The 21499-nt window shown below is 67.5% G+C and carries 15 protein-coding genes and 1 tRNA gene; 5 read left to right on the top strand and 11 right to left on the bottom strand.

The window, feature by feature from the left end; translation table 11 throughout:
* Positions 1-2 precede the first annotated feature (2 nt).
* The 3 genes from otsB to ABD088_RS09520 all read left to right on the top strand — a co-directional run bounded on the left by otsB (position 3) and on the right by ABD088_RS09520 (position 3455).
* The gene (otsB, locus tag ABD088_RS09530; protein ID WP_343901697.1) at positions 3-779 is read left to right on the top strand and encodes a trehalose-phosphatase; all 777 of its coding nucleotides are present in this window, start codon (positions 3-5) and stop codon (positions 777-779) included.
* 62 nt (positions 780-841) lie between these two features.
* Complete coding sequence (locus tag ABD088_RS09525) at positions 842-1990, top strand: ABC transporter ATP-binding protein (protein WP_343901696.1); 1149 nt, start codon at positions 842-844, stop codon at positions 1988-1990.
* Between the two features lie 100 nt (positions 1991-2090).
* A complete protein-coding gene (locus tag ABD088_RS09520) occupies positions 2091-3455 on the top strand; it encodes a DUF4032 domain-containing protein (RefSeq protein WP_343901695.1) in 1365 nt (454 codons plus the stop codon).
* Positions 3456-3486: 31 nt separating this feature from the next.
* On the opposite strand, the gene ABD088_RS09515 is transcribed toward ABD088_RS09520, so the two are convergent.
* The 9 genes from ABD088_RS09515 to ABD088_RS09475 all read right to left on the bottom strand — a co-directional run bounded on the left by ABD088_RS09515 (position 3487) and on the right by ABD088_RS09475 (position 17416).
* A complete protein-coding gene (locus tag ABD088_RS09515; protein ID WP_343901694.1) occupies positions 3487-4911 on the bottom strand; it encodes an NCS2 family permease in 1425 nt (474 codons plus the stop codon).
* Positions 4908-6314 carry a guanine deaminase gene (locus ABD088_RS09510; protein WP_343901693.1) on the bottom strand — a complete coding sequence of 469 codons (1407 nt, stop codon included), beginning with the start codon at positions 6312-6314 and terminating at the stop codon, positions 4908-4910. Before ABD088_RS09510 ends, ABD088_RS09515 begins: the two co-directional genes overlap by 4 nt.
* Positions 6311-7114, bottom strand: a complete 804-nt coding sequence (xdhC, locus tag ABD088_RS09505) for a xanthine dehydrogenase accessory protein XdhC (protein WP_343901692.1) — start codon at positions 7112-7114, stop codon at positions 6311-6313. Before xdhC ends, ABD088_RS09510 begins: the two co-directional genes overlap by 4 nt.
* Before the next feature lie 15 nt (positions 7115-7129).
* Positions 7130-9499 (bottom strand): xanthine dehydrogenase molybdopterin binding subunit, encoded by a 2370-nt coding sequence (gene xdhB, locus ABD088_RS09500; protein ID WP_343901691.1) that lies wholly within the window; start codon positions 9497-9499, stop codon positions 7130-7132.
* Complete coding sequence (locus tag ABD088_RS09495; RefSeq protein WP_372711190.1) at positions 9496-11151, bottom strand: xanthine dehydrogenase small subunit; 1656 nt, start codon at positions 11149-11151, stop codon at positions 9496-9498. Before ABD088_RS09495 ends, xdhB begins: the two co-directional genes overlap by 4 nt.
* A gap of 216 nt (positions 11152-11367) precedes the next feature.
* Positions 11368-13320 carry a glycoside hydrolase family 13 protein gene (locus ABD088_RS09490; protein ID WP_343901689.1) on the bottom strand — a complete coding sequence of 651 codons (1953 nt, stop codon included), beginning with the start codon at positions 13318-13320 and terminating at the stop codon, positions 11368-11370.
* A 62-nt stretch (positions 13321-13382) separates the two neighbouring features.
* Complete coding sequence (locus tag ABD088_RS09485; RefSeq protein WP_343901688.1) at positions 13383-14318, bottom strand: sugar ABC transporter permease; 936 nt, start codon at positions 14316-14318, stop codon at positions 13383-13385.
* The gene (locus ABD088_RS09480; protein WP_343901687.1) at positions 14315-15943 is read right to left on the bottom strand and encodes an ABC transporter permease subunit; all 1629 of its coding nucleotides are present in this window, start codon (positions 15941-15943) and stop codon (positions 14315-14317) included. Before ABD088_RS09480 ends, ABD088_RS09485 begins: the two co-directional genes overlap by 4 nt.
* A gap of 174 nt (positions 15944-16117) precedes the next feature.
* The gene (locus ABD088_RS09475; RefSeq protein ID WP_343901686.1) at positions 16118-17416 is read right to left on the bottom strand and encodes a sugar ABC transporter substrate-binding protein; all 1299 of its coding nucleotides are present in this window, start codon (positions 17414-17416) and stop codon (positions 16118-16120) included.
* A 206-nt stretch (positions 17417-17622) separates the two neighbouring features.
* Here ABD088_RS09475 and ABD088_RS09470 point away from each other — a divergent pair, with 206 nt between their 5' ends.
* The gene (locus ABD088_RS09470) at positions 17623-19407 is read left to right on the top strand and encodes a glycoside hydrolase family 13 protein (protein WP_343901685.1); all 1785 of its coding nucleotides are present in this window, start codon (positions 17623-17625) and stop codon (positions 19405-19407) included.
* A gap of 59 nt (positions 19408-19466) precedes the next feature.
* The gene (locus ABD088_RS09465) at positions 19467-20483 is read left to right on the top strand and encodes a LacI family DNA-binding transcriptional regulator (RefSeq protein ID WP_343901684.1); all 1017 of its coding nucleotides are present in this window, start codon (positions 19467-19469) and stop codon (positions 20481-20483) included.
* 100 nt (positions 20484-20583) lie between these two features.
* Here ABD088_RS09465 and ABD088_RS09460 read toward each other — a convergent pair.
* Both ABD088_RS09460 and ABD088_RS09455 read right to left on the bottom strand, forming a co-directional pair.
* Positions 20584-20660: transfer RNA gene (locus tag ABD088_RS09460), tRNA-Pro, on the bottom strand.
* Between the two features lie 183 nt (positions 20661-20843).
* The gene (locus ABD088_RS09455) at positions 20844-21371 is read right to left on the bottom strand and encodes an SRPBCC family protein (RefSeq protein ID WP_343901683.1); all 528 of its coding nucleotides are present in this window, start codon (positions 21369-21371) and stop codon (positions 20844-20846) included.
* Between the last annotated feature and the right edge of the window lie 128 nt (positions 21372-21499).

Here is a 21499-nt window from a genome sequence, read left to right as displayed (position 1 = left end):
CCATGGCTCTGGAGATCGGCCTGCGCCGAGCCGTCGATGGTCTGCGCGATGTCCGCCTGTTGCTGGTGGCGATGGACTTCGACGGGACCATGGCCCCCTTCGTCGACCGCCCCGCCGACGCCCGCGCACTCCCCGCCTCCGCGGAGGCCTTCGCCGAATTGGGGGCCGCGGAGAACACCGTCACCGCACTACTCTCCGGCAGGGATCTGGCGAGTTTGCGTGCCGCCGCGCAGCCGGGACCGCAGGTCCTGCTTGTCGGTAGCCACGGCGGGGAACGCTGGGCGCCCGAGGCGCTGGCCGGCACATGGGACCAGTCCATCGAACTCGACGACGCGCAAACGGTCCTGCTCACGAAGGTGGGTGCCGTGCTTGACGAGATCGTCGCCACCCACCCGGGGACCACGGTGGAACACAAGCCCGCCGGCGTCGTGCTCCACGTCAGGCAAGCAGAACCCACCGTGGGCACGTCCGCCCTGCGCGCGGCCCGTCGACGGCTGGAGGACCTCAAGGGGCTGACCCTGGGTGACGGCAAGAACGTGCTCGAGTGTTCGGTCATCCGGGCCAACAAGGGTGCGGGGTTGGAGTGGCTGCGCGAGGTCGTCGACGCCGACGCAGTGATCTTCGCAGGGGACGACGTCACCGACGAGGATGCCTTCGCGGTACTGCGCCCCGGTGACCTCGGCGTGAAGATCGGTCCGGGCCGAACCCGTGCCGGTTTCCGGGTCGACGGAATCGGCGACGTCCCCGACCTGTTGCAATTGGTCCTCGGCGTGCGATGATTGTGACACCATTCACAACGGACCGTCGGGCACGTACCTGCCCGTGAAGGGATTGATCAATCATGGCCACTGTCACCTTTGACAACGCAACCAGGCTGTACCCGGGCACCCAGAAGCCCGCAGTCGACAAGCTCAACCTCGACATTGCGGACGGCGAGTTCCTCGTCCTCGTCGGCCCCTCCGGTTGCGGAAAGTCGACCTCGCTACGCATGCTCGCCGGGCTGGAGGACGTCAACTCAGGACGCATCCTCATCGGCGACCGCGACGTCACCGATGTCCCGCCGAAGGACCGCGACATCGCCATGGTCTTCCAGAACTACGCGCTCTACCCGCACATGTCGGTCGCCGACAACATGGGCTTCGCCCTGAAGATCGCGGGTGTCGACAAGGCCGAGCGTGCCGAACGGGTCCGCGAGGCAGCGAAGCTGCTGGACCTGGAGGACTACCTGGACCGCAAGCCGAAGGCGCTCTCCGGCGGCCAACGCCAGCGTGTGGCCATGGGCCGCGCCATCGTCCGCTCGCCCCAGGTCTTCCTCATGGACGAGCCCCTCTCGAACCTCGACGCCAAGCTGCGCGTGCAGACCCGCACCCAGATCGCCTCGCTGACCCGCCGCCTGGGTGTCACCACCGTGTATGTCACCCACGACCAGGTCGAGGCCATGACCATGGGTGACCGCGTCGCGGTGCTCAAGGACGGGATCCTGCAGCAGGTCGATTCCCCGCGCAACCTCTACGACCGTCCCATGAACGTCTTCGTCGCCGGGTTCATCGGCTCCCCCGCCATGAACCTGCTGGAGCTTCCGGCCGTCGCCGAGGGCATCCAGTTCGGCGACCACACCTACCCCGTGGATGCGGACGTGCTGCAGTCGGCCAACGGCCAGACGATCACCTCCGGTGTCCGCCCGGAAGACCTGGAGCCGGTAGCCGCCGGCCAGGGCCTGGCCGTCGAGGTGGACCTCGTGGAGGAACTGGGCGCCGACGCCTACGTCTACGGCCACGCCACCCTGGACGGGCGCGACATCCCGATGGTCCTGCGCGTGGACGGCCGCAAGCCCCCCTTCAAGGGCGACACCATGCATGTGCGGCCCAAGACCGGGCACGTGCACATGTTCGACACCCGGACGGGCCTGCGTCTGGGCGATCCGGCGGCCGCCGATGCCCCGCAGGCGTCGTTGGCCGACGTGGACGCCCTGGCCACCGAGTCCGAGTAGCAACCCCGCAGCCGACGGCGGCCCCGCCTTCCTCCGCGAAGGCGGGGCCGCCGTCGTTCCCGCCCGGGACAGCCCGGGCCAGCGCCGAACCGAGGATGCGATGACCCGCCACTACGCCAGCTGGCACAACGAGCCCACCGACTACACCCAGCGGGGCAAGCTCCCCCGCGAAACCGTGGCCGACGAGCCGGCCCGCCCGCCGCTGGGCGGATCACTGAACATCACCTCGGCGACGATGGACTCTGCGCTGTTGGACCTGCCCTGGCACATCCGGCTGGAGGACTGGCCGGCCCGCAACCTCGCGGCACTGCCCCGGGGCATTTCCCGCCACGTGGTCCGCTTCGCCCTGCTGCGGGACACGGTCATTGCCGTCAAGGAGACCGGCGAGCACATCGCCCGGCACGAATACCACATGCTGCGCAAGCTCAACCGGCTCGGCGTTCCCTGCGTGGAGCCGGTCGCCGTCATCGCCGGGCGCCTGGATGAGGCCGGCGAGGAGCTGGATCCCGTCCTGGTCACCCGGCACCTGAAGTACTCGCTGCCCTACCGGGCCCTCTTCTCCCAGCGGTTGCGCCGCAAGACCCTGCACCGGCTCATCGACGCCCAGGCCCTGCTGCTGGTCCGGCTGCATCTGGTCGGTTTCTACTGGGGTGACGTCTCGCTGTCCAACACGCTGTTCCGCCGCGACGCCGAATCCTTCGCGGCCTATCTGGTCGACGCCGAGACCGGCGAGCTCTACCCCGAGCTCTCCGCAGGACAACGCGAATACGATCTGGAGATCGCCCGCGTGAACATCGCCGGGGAGCTGATGGACCTGATGGAGGCCGGGCTCATCGAGGAGACTGTCGACCCGCTATCCACCAGCGAACAGATCATGGACAGCTACCACGGGCTATGGCAGGAGCTGACCGGGCAGGACCGCTTCGACCTGCAGGAACGTTGGCGCGTGGACGAGCGCATCCGGCGGCTGAACAAGCTCGGCTTCGACGTCGACGAGATCGCCCTGCGCACCACTCCCGACGGCGCGCAACTGCAGATCCAGCCGAAGGTCGTCGACGCCGGCCACCACCAGCGCCGGCTGCTGCGCCTGACGGGGCTGGACGTCCAGGAGTTCCAGGCCCGCCGGCTGCTCAACGACATCGATGCCTACCGGGTCCGCAAGCACCCGGAGATGGACGAGGAGATCAACGCCGCGCTCTGGGTGCGCGATGTCTTCCAGAAGATCACCGAGGCGATCCCGCGCGAACTGCACGGCAAGCTCGAACCGGCGCAACTGGTCCACGAGGTCCTCGAACACCGCTGGTTCATTTCAGAACGCCGCGGCAGCAACGTCCCGATGACCGAGACCATCGAGTCCTACATCGACACGATCCTGCGCCATCGCCGGGACGAGGCGGCGATCATGCTCAACCCGCCCTCCGAGGTGCTGGAGGTCATCGACCTCACCGGGCACGACGACGACTGAGCACTCCCGGTGATCCCCCCGGGCGGAACCGTCAACCGAGCCAGACCCACCGGACTATCAGCAGCGCGGCAATCACGTAGAGGATCCAGTGGGCCTCCTTGACCCGGCCGGAACAGACCTTGATGAGCGCGTAGGCGACCAGGCCGATGGCCACTCCCTCGGCGATCGAGAAGGTCAGGGGCATGACGATGATCGTCAGGAACGCCGGGAGCGATTCGGAGATGTCGGCCCATTCGACATGGCGGGCCCCCTCCATCATCAGGGCCCCGACCAGGATCAGCGCCGGCGCCGTGGCCGATGACGGCACGGCGGCGATGACCGGGGAGAAGAACATGGCCAGGCCGAAGAACCCGGCGACCGTCACGGCGGTCAGCCCGGTACGCCCGCCCTCCTCCACCCCTGCCGCCGACTCGACGTAGGCGGTCGTGGTCGAGGTGCCCAGCACTGCACCGCTGAGCGCCGCGAGCCCGTCCATGGAGAACAGGGTCTTCGCCCGGGGCATCTCGCCGTCCTTGCCGATCATGCCCGATCGCTGACTCAGACCGGTGAGCGTTCCGGTGGCGTCGAAGAAGTCAACGAAGAAGAACGTGAAGACCACCGACAGCAGCCCGGCCGACAGGGCCCCGGGGATGTCGAGGTGGAAGGCGAGGTCGCTGGGCCAGATCGGCATCTGGACGATCGAGCCCCCGAATCCGCCAAACGCGGAGTAGCTGCCTTCCTCGGAGCCGGGATAGACCGGCAGACGGCCGATGATGGCGACGAGCGTCGTGGCGATGATGCCCAGCAGGATCGCCGCCTTGACCTTCAGCTTCATGAGCACGGCGATGACCAGCAGGCCGAAGAGCCCCAGCCACACGTGCGGCTGGGTGACGTCCCCGATGCCCACCAGGGTCGCGTCGTTCTTGATGACGAACCCCATGTTCTTCATCCCCAGGAAGGCCAGGAACGCGCCGATGCCCGCGGTGATCGCATATTTCATGCTGCCGGACAGGGCCCGGGCGATCGCCTGGCGGACGCCGAGGACGCTCAGGATGATGAACAGGACACCTGAGATGAACACGGCCCCCAGCGCCGTCTCCCACCGGTATCCCATGCCGAGCACGACCGTGTAGGAGAAGAACGCGTTCAGCCCCATGCCGGGTGCCTGCGCAAACGGATACCGTGCAATCAGGCCCATGTACAGCGAGCCGAGGATCGCCGCCATGCAGGTCACCATGACCAGCTGCGTGAACAGGTTGCCCACGTCGGGCATCTGCCCGGCCATGGCGTCGTTCAGGACGCTCGGGTTGACGAAGATGACATAGCTCATCGCCAGGAACGTGGTGATGCCGGCACGGATCTCGGTGCCGTAGCTCGAGCCGAGGCGGGTGATGCCGAAGTACCGGTCAACCGCTCCCCCACGGGGTGTGGAGGTCCGGGGTTTTCGGCTGGTGCGTTTGGGCGTGTTGATGCTCATGGTTCTCCTTGAAGGAGCAGTGGACCACGACGGCGTGGCTCACGGGGCGGGAATGACGAGGAAGGATCCTCCGGGGTGGGGTGTCCGGAGGAGTCGCGCCCGGGGCGGGCGGGGCTGGCCACGCCGCCCATCCAGACGCGGTGGATGTCCGCGCTGGTCCCGTTGGCGAAGATGCCGGCCAGTGCGCGGTCCGCGCTCCCGGCCTGGCGGAGGATGGCGTGCAGTGTGGTTCCGGGGGCAGGGGCCACCTCGACGGCGTCGAAGACGGCACCGACGCCGAGGTGGCCCACGTCGTCGTGGCCCAGGGCCAGCGCCCCAGCGCGGGTGGCCAGATACAGCAGGTGTACGGGCCCGAGCTCCAGGCCGTCCGGCTGCAGTTGCTGGTGGAAGTAGGCCTGGAGACCCTCCTTGAAGTGGCTGAACCCGGTGCCGGCTCCCACATCTGATCCCAGCGAGACCCGCACCCCGGCGTCCAGGTGTCGGCGCAGCGGGAACAGGCCGCTGCCCAGCGCGGAGTTCGACGACGGACAGTGGGCCACCGCCGTGCCGGCTTCTGCCAGCCGGGCCAATTCCGCATCCGTGGGATGGACGTTGTGGGCCAACAGGCTGCGCTGCCCCAGGAGGCCGTGCCGGTCATAGACGTCGCTGTAACTCGAGGCGTTCGGGAACAACCCGGCGACGACGGCGATTTCCGCGGGGTTCTCGTTCACATGGGAGGTGAAGAACAGATCGGGGGCGCTCTCCATCGTCCGGCGGCAGGAGTCCAGCAATGCCTCGCTCGCGGAGAGGGCGAAGCGCGGGGTGACGGCGTACCGCAGCTTGCCCTTGCCGTGCCAGGCGGCGATCAGCGCGGCTGCCTCGCTGGCGGCCCGCTCGGGGGTGGTCAGCAGGTCCCCGCGCAGCTCCTGGTCGGCCACGACGAGGCCGGCGGTCATGCGCAACCCCTTGCTGTATGCGGTGGCAAACAGGGCATCGGTGGCGGAGGCGAAGTGGGCACCGAACACCAGGGCGGTGGTGGTGCCGGCCGCGACCAGCCCGTCCACGAACTCCGACGCCACGTCCTGTGCATACTCCTGATCGGCCATGCGTGCCTCTTCCGGCAACGCGCAGCGGTCCAGCCACTGCAGCAGCGGCATGCCCAGCCCGCCGATGATCCGCAGCTGCGGATAGTGCACGTGGGTGTCCACGAATCCGGGAAGCAGCACACCGTCGATCTGGGTGACCTCCGCCCCGGGGTGGAGTCGTTGGGCTTCGGCCAGGGAACCGCGAAAGGTGATGACGCCGTCGTGAACGGCGAGCGCGCATTCCCCGGCACGGAGTTCCCCGCCGGAGAAGGGGTCTTCGGGGGTGTCGAGGACCAGACCGTGGAAGATCGAGGCGGGTGGGTGGCGGTCGTGGGTCATGATGCAACTTTCTGGAAGACGCGCATGAGGTCGGCTGCGACGCTGATGGCGATGGCTGCTGGGTGCTTGCCCCGGAGATCGGGTGCACCGATGGGGCAGTGGATCCTGTCGATGGACGGTTCCGGGTGGCCTTCGGCCGCGAGCTTCTTGCGGAACCTGGCCCATTTGGCCGAGGAACCGATGACGCCCACGCTGGCGAAACCTCCGCGGCGCAGGGCCGCATCGCAGAGCATCAGGTCCTCGGCGTGGTCATGGGTGAGGATCAGGACATGCGCGTCATCCGGAAGTGTCGCGATCAGCGTCTCCGGTGCCGGCAGGGTGTGCAGGTGGACGGTGGCGGGCCCGTCCCCCAGGGTGGTGGCCAGGGCGTCGCCGACGATGCCCCGCCGGGAATCGGCCAGGTGCAGGACCAGCTCGTTGCGGCTGAGGATGCGGGCCAGTTCCTGGCCGACATGCCCGGCGCCGAAGATGGCCACCGTGGGGCGCCGCCCGATCGGTTCCAGCAGCACCCGTACGGTGCCGCCGCAGCATTGCGTGCCGTATTCGACCCGTGCGTGTTCGTTGAGCCCGAATTCGGTGTCGACCATCGTCGTCGCCCCCTCGTCGAGCATCGTGCGGGCACGGTGGATCACGGTGGCTTCCATGTTTCCGCCTCCGATGCTGCCGGATGTGGTGGTGGATGAGACGAACATCTTCGCTCCGACGTCGCGGGGTGAATGTCCGCGGACCTCGACGATGGTGGCGAGGATGCCGGCGGTGCCGGTGTCGCGGGCGTGCGCAAGACCGTTGAGCCAGTCCATGGTCAGCCGTCCGGCTCAGTCGGACGCGAAGGCCGGGGAGGCTGCCGGGTGGCGCGCCTGGTCCAGGGCCCAGTACACGGCCTCGGGGGTGGCCGGGGAGGGTAGTTCGACCTGCTGCCCCGGTTCCCCGAAGGCTGCGGCCGCGGCCCGCAGTGCCTCCCGCACGGCGATCGAGAGCATGAGCGGGGGTTCCCCCACTGCCTTCGAGCCGTAGATGCTGCCGTCGTCGGTCGGGTGGACGTACAGGTCGACGTTGAACACCTGCGGCAGTTCCGAGAAGGACGGCAGCTTGTAGGTGCTCGCTGCCTGGGTCAGCAGCTTGCCACGGTTCGGCCCGTCGGTGGTGTCCCAGCGCAGGTCCTCCTGGGTGAGCCAGCCGGCTCCCTGGGCGAACGCACCTTCGATCTGGCCGAGGTCGATCAGCGGCGAGAGCGAGCTGCCGACGTCGTGCAGCAGGTCCACCCGGCGGGTCGTATACGCGCCGGTGTAGCCATCGACTTCCACCTCGGCGACGGCGACTCCCCGCGAGTAGTACTTGAAGGCGTTCCCCTGGTAGGTGCTCGGATCGAAGTGCAGGCCCTCGGTCCGGTAGTAGCCGGCCGCCGACAGCGAGACCCGCTGCTGGTAGGCAGTTTCGACGAGGTCGGCCCAGTCGAGGGTCCGGTCGGTGCCCAGTCCGCTGACGACGTCGCCGGTGATGCGCACGTCGTTCGGGTGGACGCCGAGCCGGCTGGCGGCGACGGGTGCCAGCCGGTCCAGGATCATCTCGCAGGCGTTCTTGACCGCTGCCCCGTTGAGGTCCGAGCCGGTGGAGGCCGAGGTGGCCGAGCTGTTGGGCACCTTGTCGGTGCGGGTGGGTGCCAGCCGGACGCGTCGCAACGGCACGCCCAGTGCGGAGGCGGCGACCTGCAGCATCTTCTGGTGCAGGCCCTGCCCCATTTCGGTGCCGCCGTGGTTGATGAGCACCGATCCGTCGCGGTAGATGAGCACGAGCGCGCCGGCCTGGTTCAGGACCGGCTTGTTGAACGAGACGCCGAACTTCACCGGGGTGATGGCCAGACCGCGTTTGACGTGCTGGTGCCCGGCGTTGAAGTCGGCGACCTCGCGCAGCCGTGTGTCGTAGCCGCTGGTGTCCTTGAGCTGATCCCACATGTCATCCATGCGCGTGGCCTGGCTGACCACCTGCCCGTAGGGAGTGGTCTGGCCGGGGGCGTAGAAGTTCCGGCGGCGGATCTCCGCTTGGCTGATGCCCAGCTTGGTGGCGGCCTGGCCCAGCAGGTCTTCGGTCACGATCATCCCGGAGGGTGCTCCGAAGCCGCGGAACGCCGTGTGCGAGGTCTTGTTGGTGCGGGCGATCCGCCCGGTGACGTGCACGTCGGGCAGGTAGTAGGCATTGTCGATGTGGCACAGTGCCCGGCTGACCACTGCGGGTGAGAGGTCCACGCTGTAGCCGCCGTCCGCTGTCATGACGGCGTTCAGGGCCAGGATGTGCCCTTCATCGTCCAGTCCTGCTTCCCAGGTGGCGTGGAAGCCGCCGCGTTTGCCCGTCAGGGTCAGGTCCTGGGTGCGGTTCAAGCGCACGTTCACGGGCCGGCCGGTCAGCACGGCGCCCAATGCGGCGACGGAAGCGAAGGCATTGGCGTTGGTTTCCTTGCCGCCGAAACCGCCGCCCATGCGCAGGCACTGGACGGTAACCTGGCTGGCCGACAGGCCCAGCACCCGGGCCGCGACCTCCTGGGTGTGGCTGGGTGCCTGGGTCGAGCACTGGATGAAGACCTGACCGCTTTCGTCCACTGTCGCGAACGAGGCCTGGGTCTCCAGGTAGAAGTGCTCCTGGCCCTGGATGTCGATTCCTCCGCTGAGGCGATGCGGGGCCTTCTCCAATGCGGCGTCGGCGTCGCCGCGGCTCAAGGTGGCCTGTGGCCCCTGGAACTGCCCGGCGGCGATGGCCTCCTGGGTGGTGATGATGGAGTCCAGCTCCGTGTAGGAGATCTCGATGGCCTCACAGGCCAGCCGGGCCTGCTCGAGGGTGTCGGCGAGGACCCAGGCCACGGCCTGCCCGTGGAATTGCACGACCTCCGGGAACAGGGGCTCGTCGCCGAGTTCGCCGTGGTCGTTCAGGCCGGGGACGTCCTCCGCGGTGAGCACCCGGGCGACGCCGGGCATGGTCCGGGCCGTGGAGGCATCGAGGCTGTCGATCCGTGCGTGGGCGGCGAAGACCTGCAGCGGCCACGCGTGCAGGACGTGGGCCGAACGGTGCGGCAGGTCATCGGTGTACAGGGCCCGACCGGTGACGTGTTCCCACGCCGCGTCGTGGGGCATGACGACGCCGGTGGATCCGCCGTCGGGGAGGCCGGCGAGCGGCCGGGACGAGAACGGGTTCATGATGTTGCCTCCTCGTGGAAGCGACGAATGGATTGGGCCAGGGTGGCGCTGCGGTACCGGGCGCTGGCCCGGTGGTCGGACATCGGGGTGCCCTCGGCCTGCATGACCTCTGCGGCGGCGTGGAAGCTCTCGGCAGTCCACGGTTTGCCGAGCAGGGCGGCTTCGGTATCCCGGGCCCGCAGCGTCGTCGCGGCGGCACCGCCCACGCCGATGCGGATTTGTTCGACCGTGCCGTCGGTGACACGGGCGGCAATGGCCACGGCCACCGAGGAGATGTCGTCGAACTTGCGTTTGGCGACTTTGTAGAACCTGCCCAGCGGCAGGACCGGCGTCGGGATGCGCACGGCGAGGATGATTTCATCTGCGGTGCGCACACTCTGCCGGTAGCCGGTGAAGTAGTCGGCCAGCGCGACCGTCCGCTCCCCCCGCGGTGAAGCGAGCACCAACTCCGCGTCCAGGGCCAGCAAGGCCGGGGCCATGTCCCCGATCGGCGATCCGGTGCCGAGGTTCCCGCCGATGGTCGCTGCATTGCGAATCAGCTTCGAGGCGAACAGCGGGAAGACCTCCGCGAGCAGTGGCACCGAGCCGTCGAGGAGACGTTCGACCTCGGAGAGCGCGATGCCGGCACCGATCTCCACCTGGTCCTCGGTGATGCTGAAACGTCGCAGTTCGGGGAGCTGGTCGATGGCGATCGTCAACGCGGCGCGACGGTGCTTGATGGTCAGTTCCACGCCCCAGTCCGTCGATCCTGCCAGCAGGACGGCGTCCGGGGTTTCGGTGAGCAGGCCCAGGGCCTCGTCAAGGTCGGCCGGGCGGACGAAGGCGCTGCCGGCGCTTCCCAGGCGCAGCGGGCTGCTGGCCGGCGCGGGCCGGTCGCGACGTTGTGCGAGCGCATCCTGCGGATCGACGTCGCCCAGGGCGAAGGCGGCGTCCCGGATGGGCCGGTAGCCGGTGCAGCGGCAGAGGTTTCCGGATAGGGCGTGGAGGTCGAAGCCGTTGGGCCCCACCTCCGGTTCGTGTTCCCGCGTCGAGGCATACCGGACAGCCGGTTCGGTCCTCGCCGGCGGGTTGTCCCCTGTGCGTGGCGGCAGCACGGAGTCCAGACGCCGGGCATCATCGTCGACGACCAGCGACCACGGCAGCTCGTTGCCGGAGGGCACGGCGCGTGCGGTGGAGACGATGTCGGAGGTGGAGGGCGTGACACCGCAGCCTCCCTCACCACAGGCGCAGCCGGCCCGGTCCTTCCGGTAGTACTCGGCGGCCATGGAGCAGACGAAGCCGGGGGTGCAGAAACCGCATTGGGAGCCTCCCCGCATCGCCATCTCCTGCTGCACCGGATGCAGCGTTTCGGAGGATGCCAGCCCTTCGGCCGTGTAGATCTCCTGGCCCGCAATGGCGGCGGCGGGCACCAGGCAGGAGTTGATCGAGGTCCACCGGGTTCCGCCGTCACCGTCCGGGCGGGCGATCATCACGGCGCAGGCGCCGCACTCCCCTTCGGCGCAGCCTTCCTTGGGACCGGTGATGCCGCTGCCACGCAGCCACTGCAACGTGGTCGTGTGCGGGGCGACGCCCGCAATGGACATCTGCCTGCCGTTGACGGACACGGCGGTGGCCGCAGCGTCCGTGGTGGTTTCCTGCACGGATTCGGTCATGGTCATCCCTCCATCAGCCTGACCACCAACGATGCCGTCACGATGCGTTGAAGCATCGTTGGGGGCATGGTTAGGGCCGACGAGGTCGGGAGAGCCACACCAGGTTATCCATGCGAACAGGCGATGGCTCCTGTGATGCAGCTTACACATCGACCTGCCATTCTGGAAGTACTTTTCCAAAATGGCCCCCGGGAGGCCGGCTTCCCTCGGGCAGACCTACGGCAGGCGGGTTCCGGGTAAGGCGAACGCCGCGGCTGACAGGGCCTGCCCGGAGACCACGACGCCGGCTCCCGCCTCACGCACTGCGCTGGCGGTTCCGTGGCCCCAGAGCCGAGGGGGCGCGAATCCGGCGGCCAGCCCGGGCGCAAGATCCCCCAGGTCCACCCCGGTGGCAGCATCACGGAAGAGGACCACCAGCACCGACGCCTCGGCCGCCTCGCGGACAAAGGCCAGGATGCCGCCCGTGGCGTGGACCCAACGCAGGCCGCCGGAGGTCAACGCCGGATGTTCACGGCGCAACGCGGACAGCGCGGCATAGAGTCCGCGCAGGTCAGCAGGGATCCGCTCGGGGGCATTCCAGGGCATGGGCGTGCGTGACTTCTCCCCGTTGAACCCCTCGAACCCGAATTCGTCTCCCATGAAGACCATCGGCACCCCGGGCAGGGTGAATTGCAGGGCGGCCGCCAGGGGTTGGGCCCCGGGCAGGATGGCACTGGCCGCCCGGGCGGTGTCATGGGTGTCGATGGCGTTCAGGTTGGCCAGCCGCACCCGCCACGGGAAGGCAGCGGCGAAGTCCAGGTGGGTGGCCAGGAAGTCCTCGGCGTCGATCCGCTCGGGCCCACGCTGGGGCAGGCCGAAGTAGTCCGGCCAGCCCTGGTCCAGGACATTTCCCGCGGGGTCCTGGACCAGCCCGGGTTGGGCTCCGGCGGTGTGGCCCGCCCCGGGGGCCTCGCCGTCGTACCCGGCAGGCGGCCGGGCCAGCCACTGCCAGAGCGGGCGGGTGAAGTTGGTGTAGGTCATCGCCCCGTGCCACGTATCGCCCTGGAAGTCGGGGGCGGCGTCGGACGTCGATTCGGCCACGAGCAGGGCTTCGGGGTTGATCGTGCCGATCCGGTCGCGGATGAGTCCGGCGATCTCGTGGTTGAAGTCATCGGCGCCGGCACGGCCGGTCATGTTCCCGACGTCGATCCTCCAGCCGTCCAGGTTGAAGGGCGGTTGGAGCCAGCGGGCCACCATCGAGTCGTCGGCAAGGATGAAGCGGTCGCGCAGCCCCGAGGAGCTCCAGTTGAATTTGGGCAGTGACTCGACGCCCAGCCACGCCAGGTATTCGGTGTTCCCGGAGCTGAAATAGTAGAAGTCGGATTCGGGCGCGGCGGGGTTGCGGTAGGCGGCCCGGAACCACTCGTGGGCGTCGCCTGAATGGTTGGTGGTCAGGTCGCCAACGACGCGCAGCCCGCGGGCGTGGGCGGCCCCCACGAGGCGGATGAGGGCCTCATCGCCACCGAGCAGCGGGTCGATGCCGGTGAAGGCCGCCGCGTCGTAGCGGTGGTTGGACCGGGCGGGGAACATCGGGGTCAGGTAGAGGACGGTGGCGCCGATCGCCTCGAGGTGGTCCAGGTGTTCGTTGACCCCGTCGAGGTCACCGCCGAAGTACTGGTACGGGGTGTCCGGGCCGCGTCCGATGACTGCACTGGTGTTCCACTCCGCGGCGACGGCCCAGTCGGGCAGCGTCCGGCCGTCCGCTGCAGCGGAGCGGGCAAAGCGGTCGGGAAAGACCTGGTACATCACCGAGCTGTGGATCCATGCCGGTGCCGCAGGGCCGGCGCAGATCCTGAAATCCTGCACGTCGGGAACGTCCAGGGCCCCGGTCCCCCGGGCATTGACCCAGAGGTTGCCGGGAGTGGCCCCGGTGCGCAGCAGCCACCGGTACTTCTGGACCGGATTGACGATGAGCAGCCGCGCTTGCCACCAGACCCAGCCGTCGACCTCACCCAGGCGCGTGGCTGCGTCATAGTGGGGCTCGGCATCGCGGATACTGCGCACCCACACCCCGCCGGGGGTGGGCTGGTCGTGCGGAACGCGCAGCCGGATGGTGACGGTGTCGCCCAGGGCGGGGTCCTGGCGGTCGACGTACAGGGCCGAGCCGTCGTGGTGCGGCGTGCAAATCATGGGTGTCCTCCTGCTGGACAGTCTCTCATCGCCGGGCCCTGCCGGATTCCCGGACGGTAGTTTCAGCCCTTGACCCCGCCGGAGGTCAGCCCGGTGGTGATGTAGCGCTGCAGGAACAGGAACAAGGCCATCACGGGGATCGCGGCCAGCACGGCTCCAGCGGCGAAGACGCCCCAGTTCTCGGAGCGTTGCTGGGCGACGTAGGAGTACAACCCGACGGCGAGCGTCTGCGATTCGGGGTCGGTGAGCACCACCGAGGCGATGACGAACTCGCTGGAGATCGCGATGAAGGCCAGCAGTCCGACGACGGCAAGGATCGGGGTGACCAGGGGCAGGATGATCTTGAAGAACACCTGCACGTGGGAGGCACCGTCGATGCGGGCTGCCTCGTCCAGTGACTGCGGGACGGTGTTGAAGAACCCGTACATCAAATACGTGTTCACGCCCAAGGCGCCGCCGAGGTAGACCATGATCAATCCCAGTGAGCTGCCCAGGCCGATGGCCGGAATGATGTCACCGAGGAAGTTCAGCAACAGGAAGATCGCCACCACGGTCAGCAGCTGGGGGAACATCTGCAACAGCAACAAGGTCAGCAGTCCCACCCGGCGGCCGGCGAAACGCATGCGGGAGAACGCATAGGCAGCCATCGCTCCCAGGAACACGGTCAACGCGCTGGTGACCAGTCCGATGAGCAGGGTGTTGGCGAACCAGCGGCCGAAGGGCCGTTCCTGGTTGGCGAACAGCGCCTCGAAGTTGCCCCAGCCGAACTCGGTGAACAGGCTGGAGGCCCCGGCCATGGTGCCTGCCGGATTCAGCGCAGCGGAGAGGACGTAGAGCAGCGGGAAAACGGAGAAGACGGCCGCCAGGATGCCCACGATGTGCCGCCACCCCTTGTCGGCGAACCAGCGCCCGAAGGGCTGGCGACGGTGCAGTGGAACCGTGGTGCCGTCGTCGTGCCCGGTCCCCGGGACCGGGGACGTGATGGTGGTGGTGCTCATCGGTTGATCTCCTCGAGGGACTTGGTCTGCCGGAAGCTGATCGCGGAGACGACGGCGACGATGATGAAGATGATGATGGCCAAGGCACTGGCGAGCCCGTAGTCGCGGCCGGTGCCGGCGCCGAACGCGATCTTGTAGACCATCGTGATCAGGATGTCGGTGCCGCCGATGTCGAAGGTGGTGCCGTCGAACCGCGGCCCGCCACCGGTGAGCATGTAGATCACGTTGAAGTTGTTGAAGTTGAACGCGAAGCTCGCGATGAGCAGCGGGGCCAGCGAGACCAGCAGCAGGGGAAGCTTGATGGCCCGGAAGATCCTCCAGGCACCGGCCCCGTCCATGCGGGCGGCCTCCTCGACGTCGTCGGGCAGTGACTGCAGGGCCCCAGTGCAGACCAGGAACATGTAGGGGTAGCCCAGCCACAGGTTCACCACCAGGACCGAGACCTTGGCCAGCACGGGGTCAGTGAGCCAGGGGATCTGGGCTCCTCCGAGCAGGGCGTTGTTGATGAATCCGAATTCCGGGTTCAGCAGCCCGGACCAGACCAGCCCGGAGAGGAACGCGGGGAAGGCATAGGGCAGGATCATCAGCACCCGGTAGATCTTCTTGCCGCGCAGGTCGGCCCGATTGAAGACCATGGCCAGGAAGAGTCCCAGGGCAAACGTGCTGGCCACCGAAAGCAGGGCGAAGGCAAAGGTCCAGAGCACGACCTGTAGCAGCGGGCCCTGCAGGTTCGGGTCCGTGAAGGCCCGGGTGAAGTTGTCGAGCCCGACGTTGATCTTCCAGCCGGTCGCCAGTTCGGTGCCGTCCTGCGCGGCAAAGGTGCCCTGGCCCGAGTCGCGGTAGACCGTGCCGTTGGTGGTGTCGGTGAACGTGTCGGCTGCCGCGTCGTAGGAGAGTTTGGGCTTGTAGACATAGGCGGTCGAGCCATCGGCCGTACGCAGTGAACCGTCCTCGACATTGTCGCTGATGGGGACCTTCAGGTCGGCGATCTGTTGCTGGCGTTGGAGGAGGGTGGCGAAGTCCAGCGTGGTGTAGCCCTCCACCCCGGTGGCCGCACCGGTCGGACCGGTGGTCGAGGCGGTGGCGTCCTGCAGGGGCCGGCCGTTGCCGCCGAGCTTCACTGCCCCGTCCGGTGCGGTGACGAGCAGATAGAGGTCGCTGCCCTTTTCCAGCACGGATGCTGCGTACTGCGGGGAATCGGGGACGCGTTCCTGCGCGGAGAGTTGGATGGACTCGATGGCATCGGCCTTGGACGAGTTGTGTCCGTCGCCGTAATTGGTGAAGGCGATGTAGGTCGAGAAAACCATGACGAAGACCTGGAAGAGCAGGAGGAAGAACACGCCCGGGGCCAGGTATTTGGCGGGCAGGCCGTCGCGACGCAGGTAGATCCAGTTGACCACCGCCGTCACGATCGCGGAGATCACCAGGATGAGCCACTCGGAGCTGGCCGCCAGCTGGAACATGACGAACACGGCAATGGCGTCGACGAACCCCAGGAACACGATCTTCGCCAGGATGCCCAGCAGGGAATCCGACGTGCGCTTCGGACGCCGGGGGCCGGGCGGCCGGGTCGATCCGGAGGGTGTCGGGGGTGTGCTGGAGGTGGTGAGCGTGGTGCCTGCCATCGGTGTCCGTGCCTTCGTTGTGCGCGACCGCGGGGCAGTTGAGCGCATGGTTACTGGGCCGTCCGCGTTCGCGCGCGACGGGTGATGCGATAGGTGATGAAAGGCGCGGAGTGGCGACCTGGAGTCGCCACCCCGCACCCCGGTGCTGCACGCGGGCAGCGGGAGGGAAGGGTGCTAGATCTTCTTGTTGATCGTGGCGACCATCTTCTTCCAGGCAGCGCCCGGGTTCGATTCCTTGCCCTTAATGAGGTTCAGCTCGGTGCCTCCCCAGTCGGCCCAGACGGCGTCCATGGCCGGCACTGCGGGCATCGGGACGCCGTTGGCCCCGATCTCGCCGAAGGCCTTCACCACCGGGTCAGCTGACGCCTTCTCGAAGGAAGCCGTCAGCGCCGGCGGTCGGCCGCCGGTCTTGAACAGGGCGTCCTGCGCGGTTTCCTGGCTGAGGTAGTTCACGACGAATTCCGTGGCCGCCAGCGTGTTCTTGCTCTTGGAGGAGATGAAGAACCCGTTGACCCCGATGAACGGCTGGGCTGGCTGGTCACCGGCGGTGGGCAGCGGGTCGACGGCGAACTTGATGCCCTTCTTCTGGATGTCCGGGATGTTCCACGGTCCGGTGAGGAAGTAGGCGGACTGCCCGGCCAGGAACTTCTCCTTGGCGATGTCCCCGGTGATGTTGGAGTTGAAGACCTTGGTGCCCTTGTCGCCGTTCTTGGCCAGGAACTCGGCGAACTTCACGCCGCCGGCATTGTCCATGATGACCTTGGATCCGTCGTAGGAACCGTCGGATTTCTGCGCGAAGACCGGGGCACCGAAGGAGGTCTGCAGCGGGTACGTGTGGTACGGATCGGCCTGCTTCGGGTCCAGCCCGACGAGGAACGGGTACTTGGCCTTGCCACCGGAGACCGCCTTCTTGCCTGCGGCCACCACCTCGTCAAAGGTCTTCAACGGCTCGGGCGAGAGCGCGGTGTTGCGGACCAGCGCCACGTTTTCAATGGAGTATGGCAGGCCGTAGACCTGGCCCTCGTACGTCATGGCCTGGATGGAGGATTCCGCGAATTGCGAGGCCTTGTCCCCGAGCTGCAGCGGGGCGACGACACCATTCTGCACCAACTTGCCCAGCCAGTCATGGGGGCCGACGAGGACGTCGGGGCCCTTGCCGGTCGGGGCCTGGGTGATGAAGTCGTCGCGCACTGCGGCAAAATCCTTCACGACCAGCTTGACGGCGATGCCCTTGTCGGCCTTGAATTTCGCGGCGATCTCCTTCAGCGCCGGGGAACGCTCGGCATCGACCCACAGGGTCAGGGTCGCCGTTGTGGACTTCGCTGCCCCACTGGACGCGGAGTTCGACGCCGGTGTGCTGTTGCCGGTGCCGCCGCCACAGGCAGCCAGCATCAGGGCAGCCGAGGTGCCGAAAGCGCCCAGGGCGAAGGAACGACGGGAAACCAGTCCCCGGCCGTCGGTGGTGTTCTTCATGTGTGCCTCTCCGAAGCTCAGTGCAGTACCCCCGGGCCCCGGACCAGTCAGCGTCGCCGCCTGACAGGCCCCTGCCCCTGGAGGACATTGTGATGTATGGCATAACTGTAAGCGCTTTCACTCATCTCGTCCACACCACCCGTCTGACTGGGGCAGATCATTGCAACCGCTTCCACAGCGAGTGATCCGCGGCTAAGCTGGAGCGCATGTTCCCACCCGCAGCCCCGTCCCCGGGGTCCGTCCTGCCTGGCGCAGACACCTCCGCCGCCCCCGTGATTTCGCCGCCCCGGCCCGAGGCCGAGCCAGGCGCGCTCGTCCATGCGCCCACTGCCGACGACTCGTGGTGGCGCAGCGCGGTGATCTACCAGATCTACCCGCGTTCCTTCCGTGATGCGCAGGGGACGGGCACCGGCAATTTAGCCGGCATCACCGCAGAACTCCACCAGATCGCCGAGCTCGGGGTGGACGCCGTCTGGCTCTCCCCCTTCTACCCCTCCCCGCAGCGCGACGCCGGGTACGACGTCGCCGACTACACCGACGTGGACCCGCTCTTCGGCAACCTCGAGGACTTCGACGCCCTCATTTCGCGGGCCGATGCCGTGGGCCTACGGGTCATTGTCGATCTGGTGCCCAATCACTGTTCGGACCAGCATGCTGCCTTCCGGGCTGCCGTGGCCGCCGGCCCGGGATCGGCAGAGCGTGACCTGTTCATCTTCCGTGATGGCCGCGGGCCCGACGGCAACGAGCCACCCAACAACTGGCAATCCCATTTCGGCGGCCCGGCCTGGACCCGGGTCACGACCGGCGACGGCACGCCGGGCCAGTGGTACCTGCACCTCTTCGACTCCTCGCAGCCGGACTTCAATTGGGACTGCCCGGCAGTGCACGCGGAATTCGATCGCGTACTGCGCTTCTGGTTGGACCGCGGCGTCGCAGGGTTCCGGGTCGACGTGGCCCACGCCCTGGTCAAGGAAGCCGGCCTGCCCGACTGGGGTGGAACCGCCGACGGCTCCCCCACCCCCGGCTACCCGTTTTCCGCAGCCCCGATGTTCGGGCGTCCGGGAGTCCACGCCATCTACCGGCGCTGGCGGTCCATTCTGTCCGAATACGACGGCCAACGCATCTTGTGCGCCGAGGCCAATGCCCACCCCGTCGACGCGGTCGCGGACTGGGTCCGACCCGACGAAATGCATCAGGCCTTCAACTTCCCCTATCTGAACACCGGCTGGGATGCCACGGCCCTGCGCGCCGTGGTGCAGCGCTCCCTGGAGGCCTTTGACGCTGTCGGAGCCCCGAGTACCTGGGTACTCTCAAACCACGACGTCTCCCGGCCGGTGACGCGCTTCGGTTCCACCACGCCGGTCCGGCTGGGCGATGGCCTCGGTCCACGAGACCCCCAACCTGACCACGACCTTGGAAGGGCACGGGCCCGCGCCGCCAGCTTGTTCATGCTCGCCCTGCCCGGAGGTGCATACCTCTACCAAGGTGAGGAGCTGGGCTTGCCTGACCACACCAGATTGGAGGACCGTTTCCGGCAGGACCCGAACTTCTTCCGCACCGCTGGCGAACGGGTCGGCCGCGACGGTTGCCGTGTGCCATTGCCGTGGACGCCGCAGGGTCCAACACTGGGCTTCAGCCCGTCGGCGACGTCCTGGCTCCCACAGCCCGACGGCTGGGAGGGCCTGGCCCGCTCCGTCCAAGCGGCAGACCAGGGGTCGACCTTGTCGCTGTACCGCCAAACGCTGGAAGCACGGCGTAGGCTGAAGCTCGGTTCGGGCGGCCTACGTTGGCTGGATACCGGCCATGGGGCAGAAGTCATTGCGTTCGAGAACTCCGGCATTGACGTCGTGCTCAACATGTCGCAGGCCCCCGTGGACCTGCCCTCCGGCAGCGTCCTGGTGGCCAGCTCCCCGGAAGCAGTGCAGCACGACACCGGGGTACCCCGGCTGGCCGCGAATGCAGCAGTCTGGCTCCAGCCAGAACCGCGGTAGGGGCGCCACGCACCAGTCCAGGCCCAAAAGGGTCTAGGACCCGAAGCGGAAGGAAACAGATGGCCAGCATCAAGGACGTCGCCGAGCGGGCCGGCGTCTCCGTCGCCACGGTCTCACGAGCCTTGAGCGGAAATGGCAAGGTATCCCCAGCCAGCCGTGAACGCGTGCGCGAGGCAGCTGATGCCCTCGACTACGTGGTGTCCTTCAACGCCTCCTCACTGGCATCAGGGCGCAGCCGGAACATCGGCCTCGTGGTTCCGACAGTCGGAAGATGGTACTTCTCCACAGTGCTTCAGGGTGCAACGAGTGCCCTGATCGACGCCGGCTACGACCTCACCCTCTACAACACCGGCGGAGAACAACGCCACCGTGACTCGGTCTTCTCGGAACTCCTGCTGCGCAAACGACTGGACGGGGTCATCACGGTGACCCTGAAGCTGGAGCCCGCGGAGATCGGCCAACTCGCATCGGTGCGCAAACCAGTCGTCGCAATTGGTGGACTTATCCCCCAGATCGCGACCATTCGCGTGGATGATTTCAACATCGCAGCACTAGCCACGGAGCACCTGATCAGCCTGGGTCACCGCGAGGTGTCCTTCCTCGGTGGTTCGGAAGAGTTCGAGGTGGACTTCAAGCTGGGATCCGCACGAGAGGATGGCTTCGAGTTCGCAATGGACCAAGCCGAACTACCCGTGCGACCCGAATGGCTGCTGACCGCTGATTTCACCACCGCCGGCGCCTACCAGAAGGTCCGCAACGTCCTATCCAATCCACGACGGCGACCGACAGCATTCGTCTGCGCCTCCGATGAGATGGCCTTCGGCGCGATCCTTGCCGCCCGCGATCTGGGACTGCAGGTCCCAGCTGACGTCTCTGTCGTCGGCATCGACGGCCATGAGCTCGGGGAGCTCTTCGGTTTGAGCACGATCGCGCAGAACCCCGGCGGACAGGGAGCGGCCGCCGTCGGCAAGCTGCTGTCGTTACTCGGCGAAGGCGAACAGGGAACAGATCCAACCGAGGGTTTCTACCCCACCGAGTTCATGGCCCGGTCCTCGACTGCGCCGCCCTCCCACTGACCCCGGACACCCGGACGCAAAAGTGGGGCCGATTCCTCGGCCCCACTCGCTGCTGATAACCAAGCCCGGACAACGAACCTCAATCCGTTGTTCGGGTAAGTGGTCGGGGTGACAGGATTTGAACCTGCGACCTCGTCGTCCCGAACGACGCGCGCTACCAAGCTGCGCCACACCCCGTGGGGTTATCAACCTCAAAAAGTTTACCGGGTCGAGGCCGAATTCACTAATCGGAGGCCCCGGTGCGCACGCCAGGACCTGACCGCCGCAAACGCCCAACGCCTTGACGCCCCAACCGGGCCGTCATCGATGGACAGCTACCACAAGGTTCCCCTACCGGGACAGTGGAGCACTTCCTGCGGCCTAGGCGGCGCCACCCATGAAGCGCTGGTAATACCCCAGCACTTCGGGCCAGGCCTTGGCCAGCTCGCGCTGCCCCTCTCCTGCCTCGCCATTGGACCAGCCGTCGTGCGTGAGCGTGACATCGGTTGCACCTGTTCCGGTTTCCAGGAATTCGATAGCCACGCGAGTGGGGGCTTCCTGCTCATATCCCAGGGTGAAATCCAGTTCAAGTACGCCTCGCGCCAATCCCTGCGGCTCGATGCGCAGGGGCGCCTCCGAGCGGCCAATCGTCGCCCACCGTCGCCGCTCCCCCGCTTCCGATTCCTCCACCAGGTCCTGTCCTTCGAACCCGAGATGGGAACCGGGGCCGATCCCTGAGAGCGTCCCCAAGGGCCACCACAAGTGCAGATAGTCGACGAACCCCTCAAAGGCCTGGTCGCACTCCATCGGCACCGTCACGGCCGCCACGACTGGCTCTGAGTGCCCGGGCGCCGAGCCTGCCGGGCCGGCGTCGAACCCTGGTTCCGCGTGGGAAAAAATGCCATCCATATTTCCACCCTACCTCCGCCAGCTCATGCATTGTTGGGGTAGTTCCGATGGCCTGAACAGCGCGTTAAATGACTCAGGGCCCTGGACTGATGTCCAGGGCCCTGAGCCTAATAATGGTCCGGCGGCGT

This window comes from Arthrobacter rhombi (assembly GCF_039526245.1).
GTDB lineage: Bacteria > Actinomycetota > Actinomycetes > Actinomycetales > Micrococcaceae > Arthrobacter_H > Arthrobacter_H rhombi.
The sequence above is the reverse complement of the archived record's forward strand: the minus strand, read 5'-3'. Positions and strand labels throughout refer to the sequence as shown.

Coding starts and splice junctions, on each gene's coding strand:
- otsB (WP_343901697.1), top strand. CDS start 3: ATGGCTCTGGAGATCGGCCTGCGCCGAGCCGTCGATGGTCTGCGCGAT.
- ABD088_RS09525 (WP_343901696.1), top strand. CDS start 842: ATGGCCACTGTCACCTTTGACAACGCAACCAGGCTGTACCCGGGCACC.
- ABD088_RS09520 (WP_343901695.1), top strand. CDS start 2,091: ATGACCCGCCACTACGCCAGCTGGCACAACGAGCCCACCGACTACACC.
- ABD088_RS09515 (WP_343901694.1), bottom strand. CDS start 4,911: ATGAGCATCAACACGCCCAAACGCACCAGCCGAAAACCCCGGACCTCC.
- ABD088_RS09510 (WP_343901693.1), bottom strand. CDS start 6,314: ATGACCCACGACCGCCACCCACCCGCCTCGATCTTCCACGGTCTGGTC.
- xdhC (WP_343901692.1), bottom strand. CDS start 7,114: ATGGACTGGCTCAACGGTCTTGCGCACGCCCGCGACACCGGCACCGCC.
- xdhB (WP_343901691.1), bottom strand. CDS start 9,499: ATGAACCCGTTCTCGTCCCGGCCGCTCGCCGGCCTCCCCGACGGCGGA.
- ABD088_RS09495 (WP_372711190.1), bottom strand. CDS start 11,151: ATGACCGAATCCGTGCAGGAAACCACCACGGACGCTGCGGCCACCGCC.
- ABD088_RS09490 (WP_343901689.1), bottom strand. CDS start 13,320: ATGATTTGCACGCCGCACCACGACGGCTCGGCCCTGTACGTCGACCGC.
- ABD088_RS09485 (WP_343901688.1), bottom strand. CDS start 14,318: ATGAGCACCACCACCATCACGTCCCCGGTCCCGGGGACCGGGCACGAC.
- ABD088_RS09480 (WP_343901687.1), bottom strand. CDS start 15,943: ATGGCAGGCACCACGCTCACCACCTCCAGCACACCCCCGACACCCTCC.
- ABD088_RS09475 (WP_343901686.1), bottom strand. CDS start 17,416: ATGAAGAACACCACCGACGGCCGGGGACTGGTTTCCCGTCGTTCCTTC.
- ABD088_RS09470 (WP_343901685.1), top strand. CDS start 17,623: ATGTTCCCACCCGCAGCCCCGTCCCCGGGGTCCGTCCTGCCTGGCGCA.
- ABD088_RS09465 (WP_343901684.1), top strand. CDS start 19,467: ATGGCCAGCATCAAGGACGTCGCCGAGCGGGCCGGCGTCTCCGTCGCC.
- ABD088_RS09455 (WP_343901683.1), bottom strand. CDS start 21,371: ATGGATGGCATTTTTTCCCACGCGGAACCAGGGTTCGACGCCGGCCCG.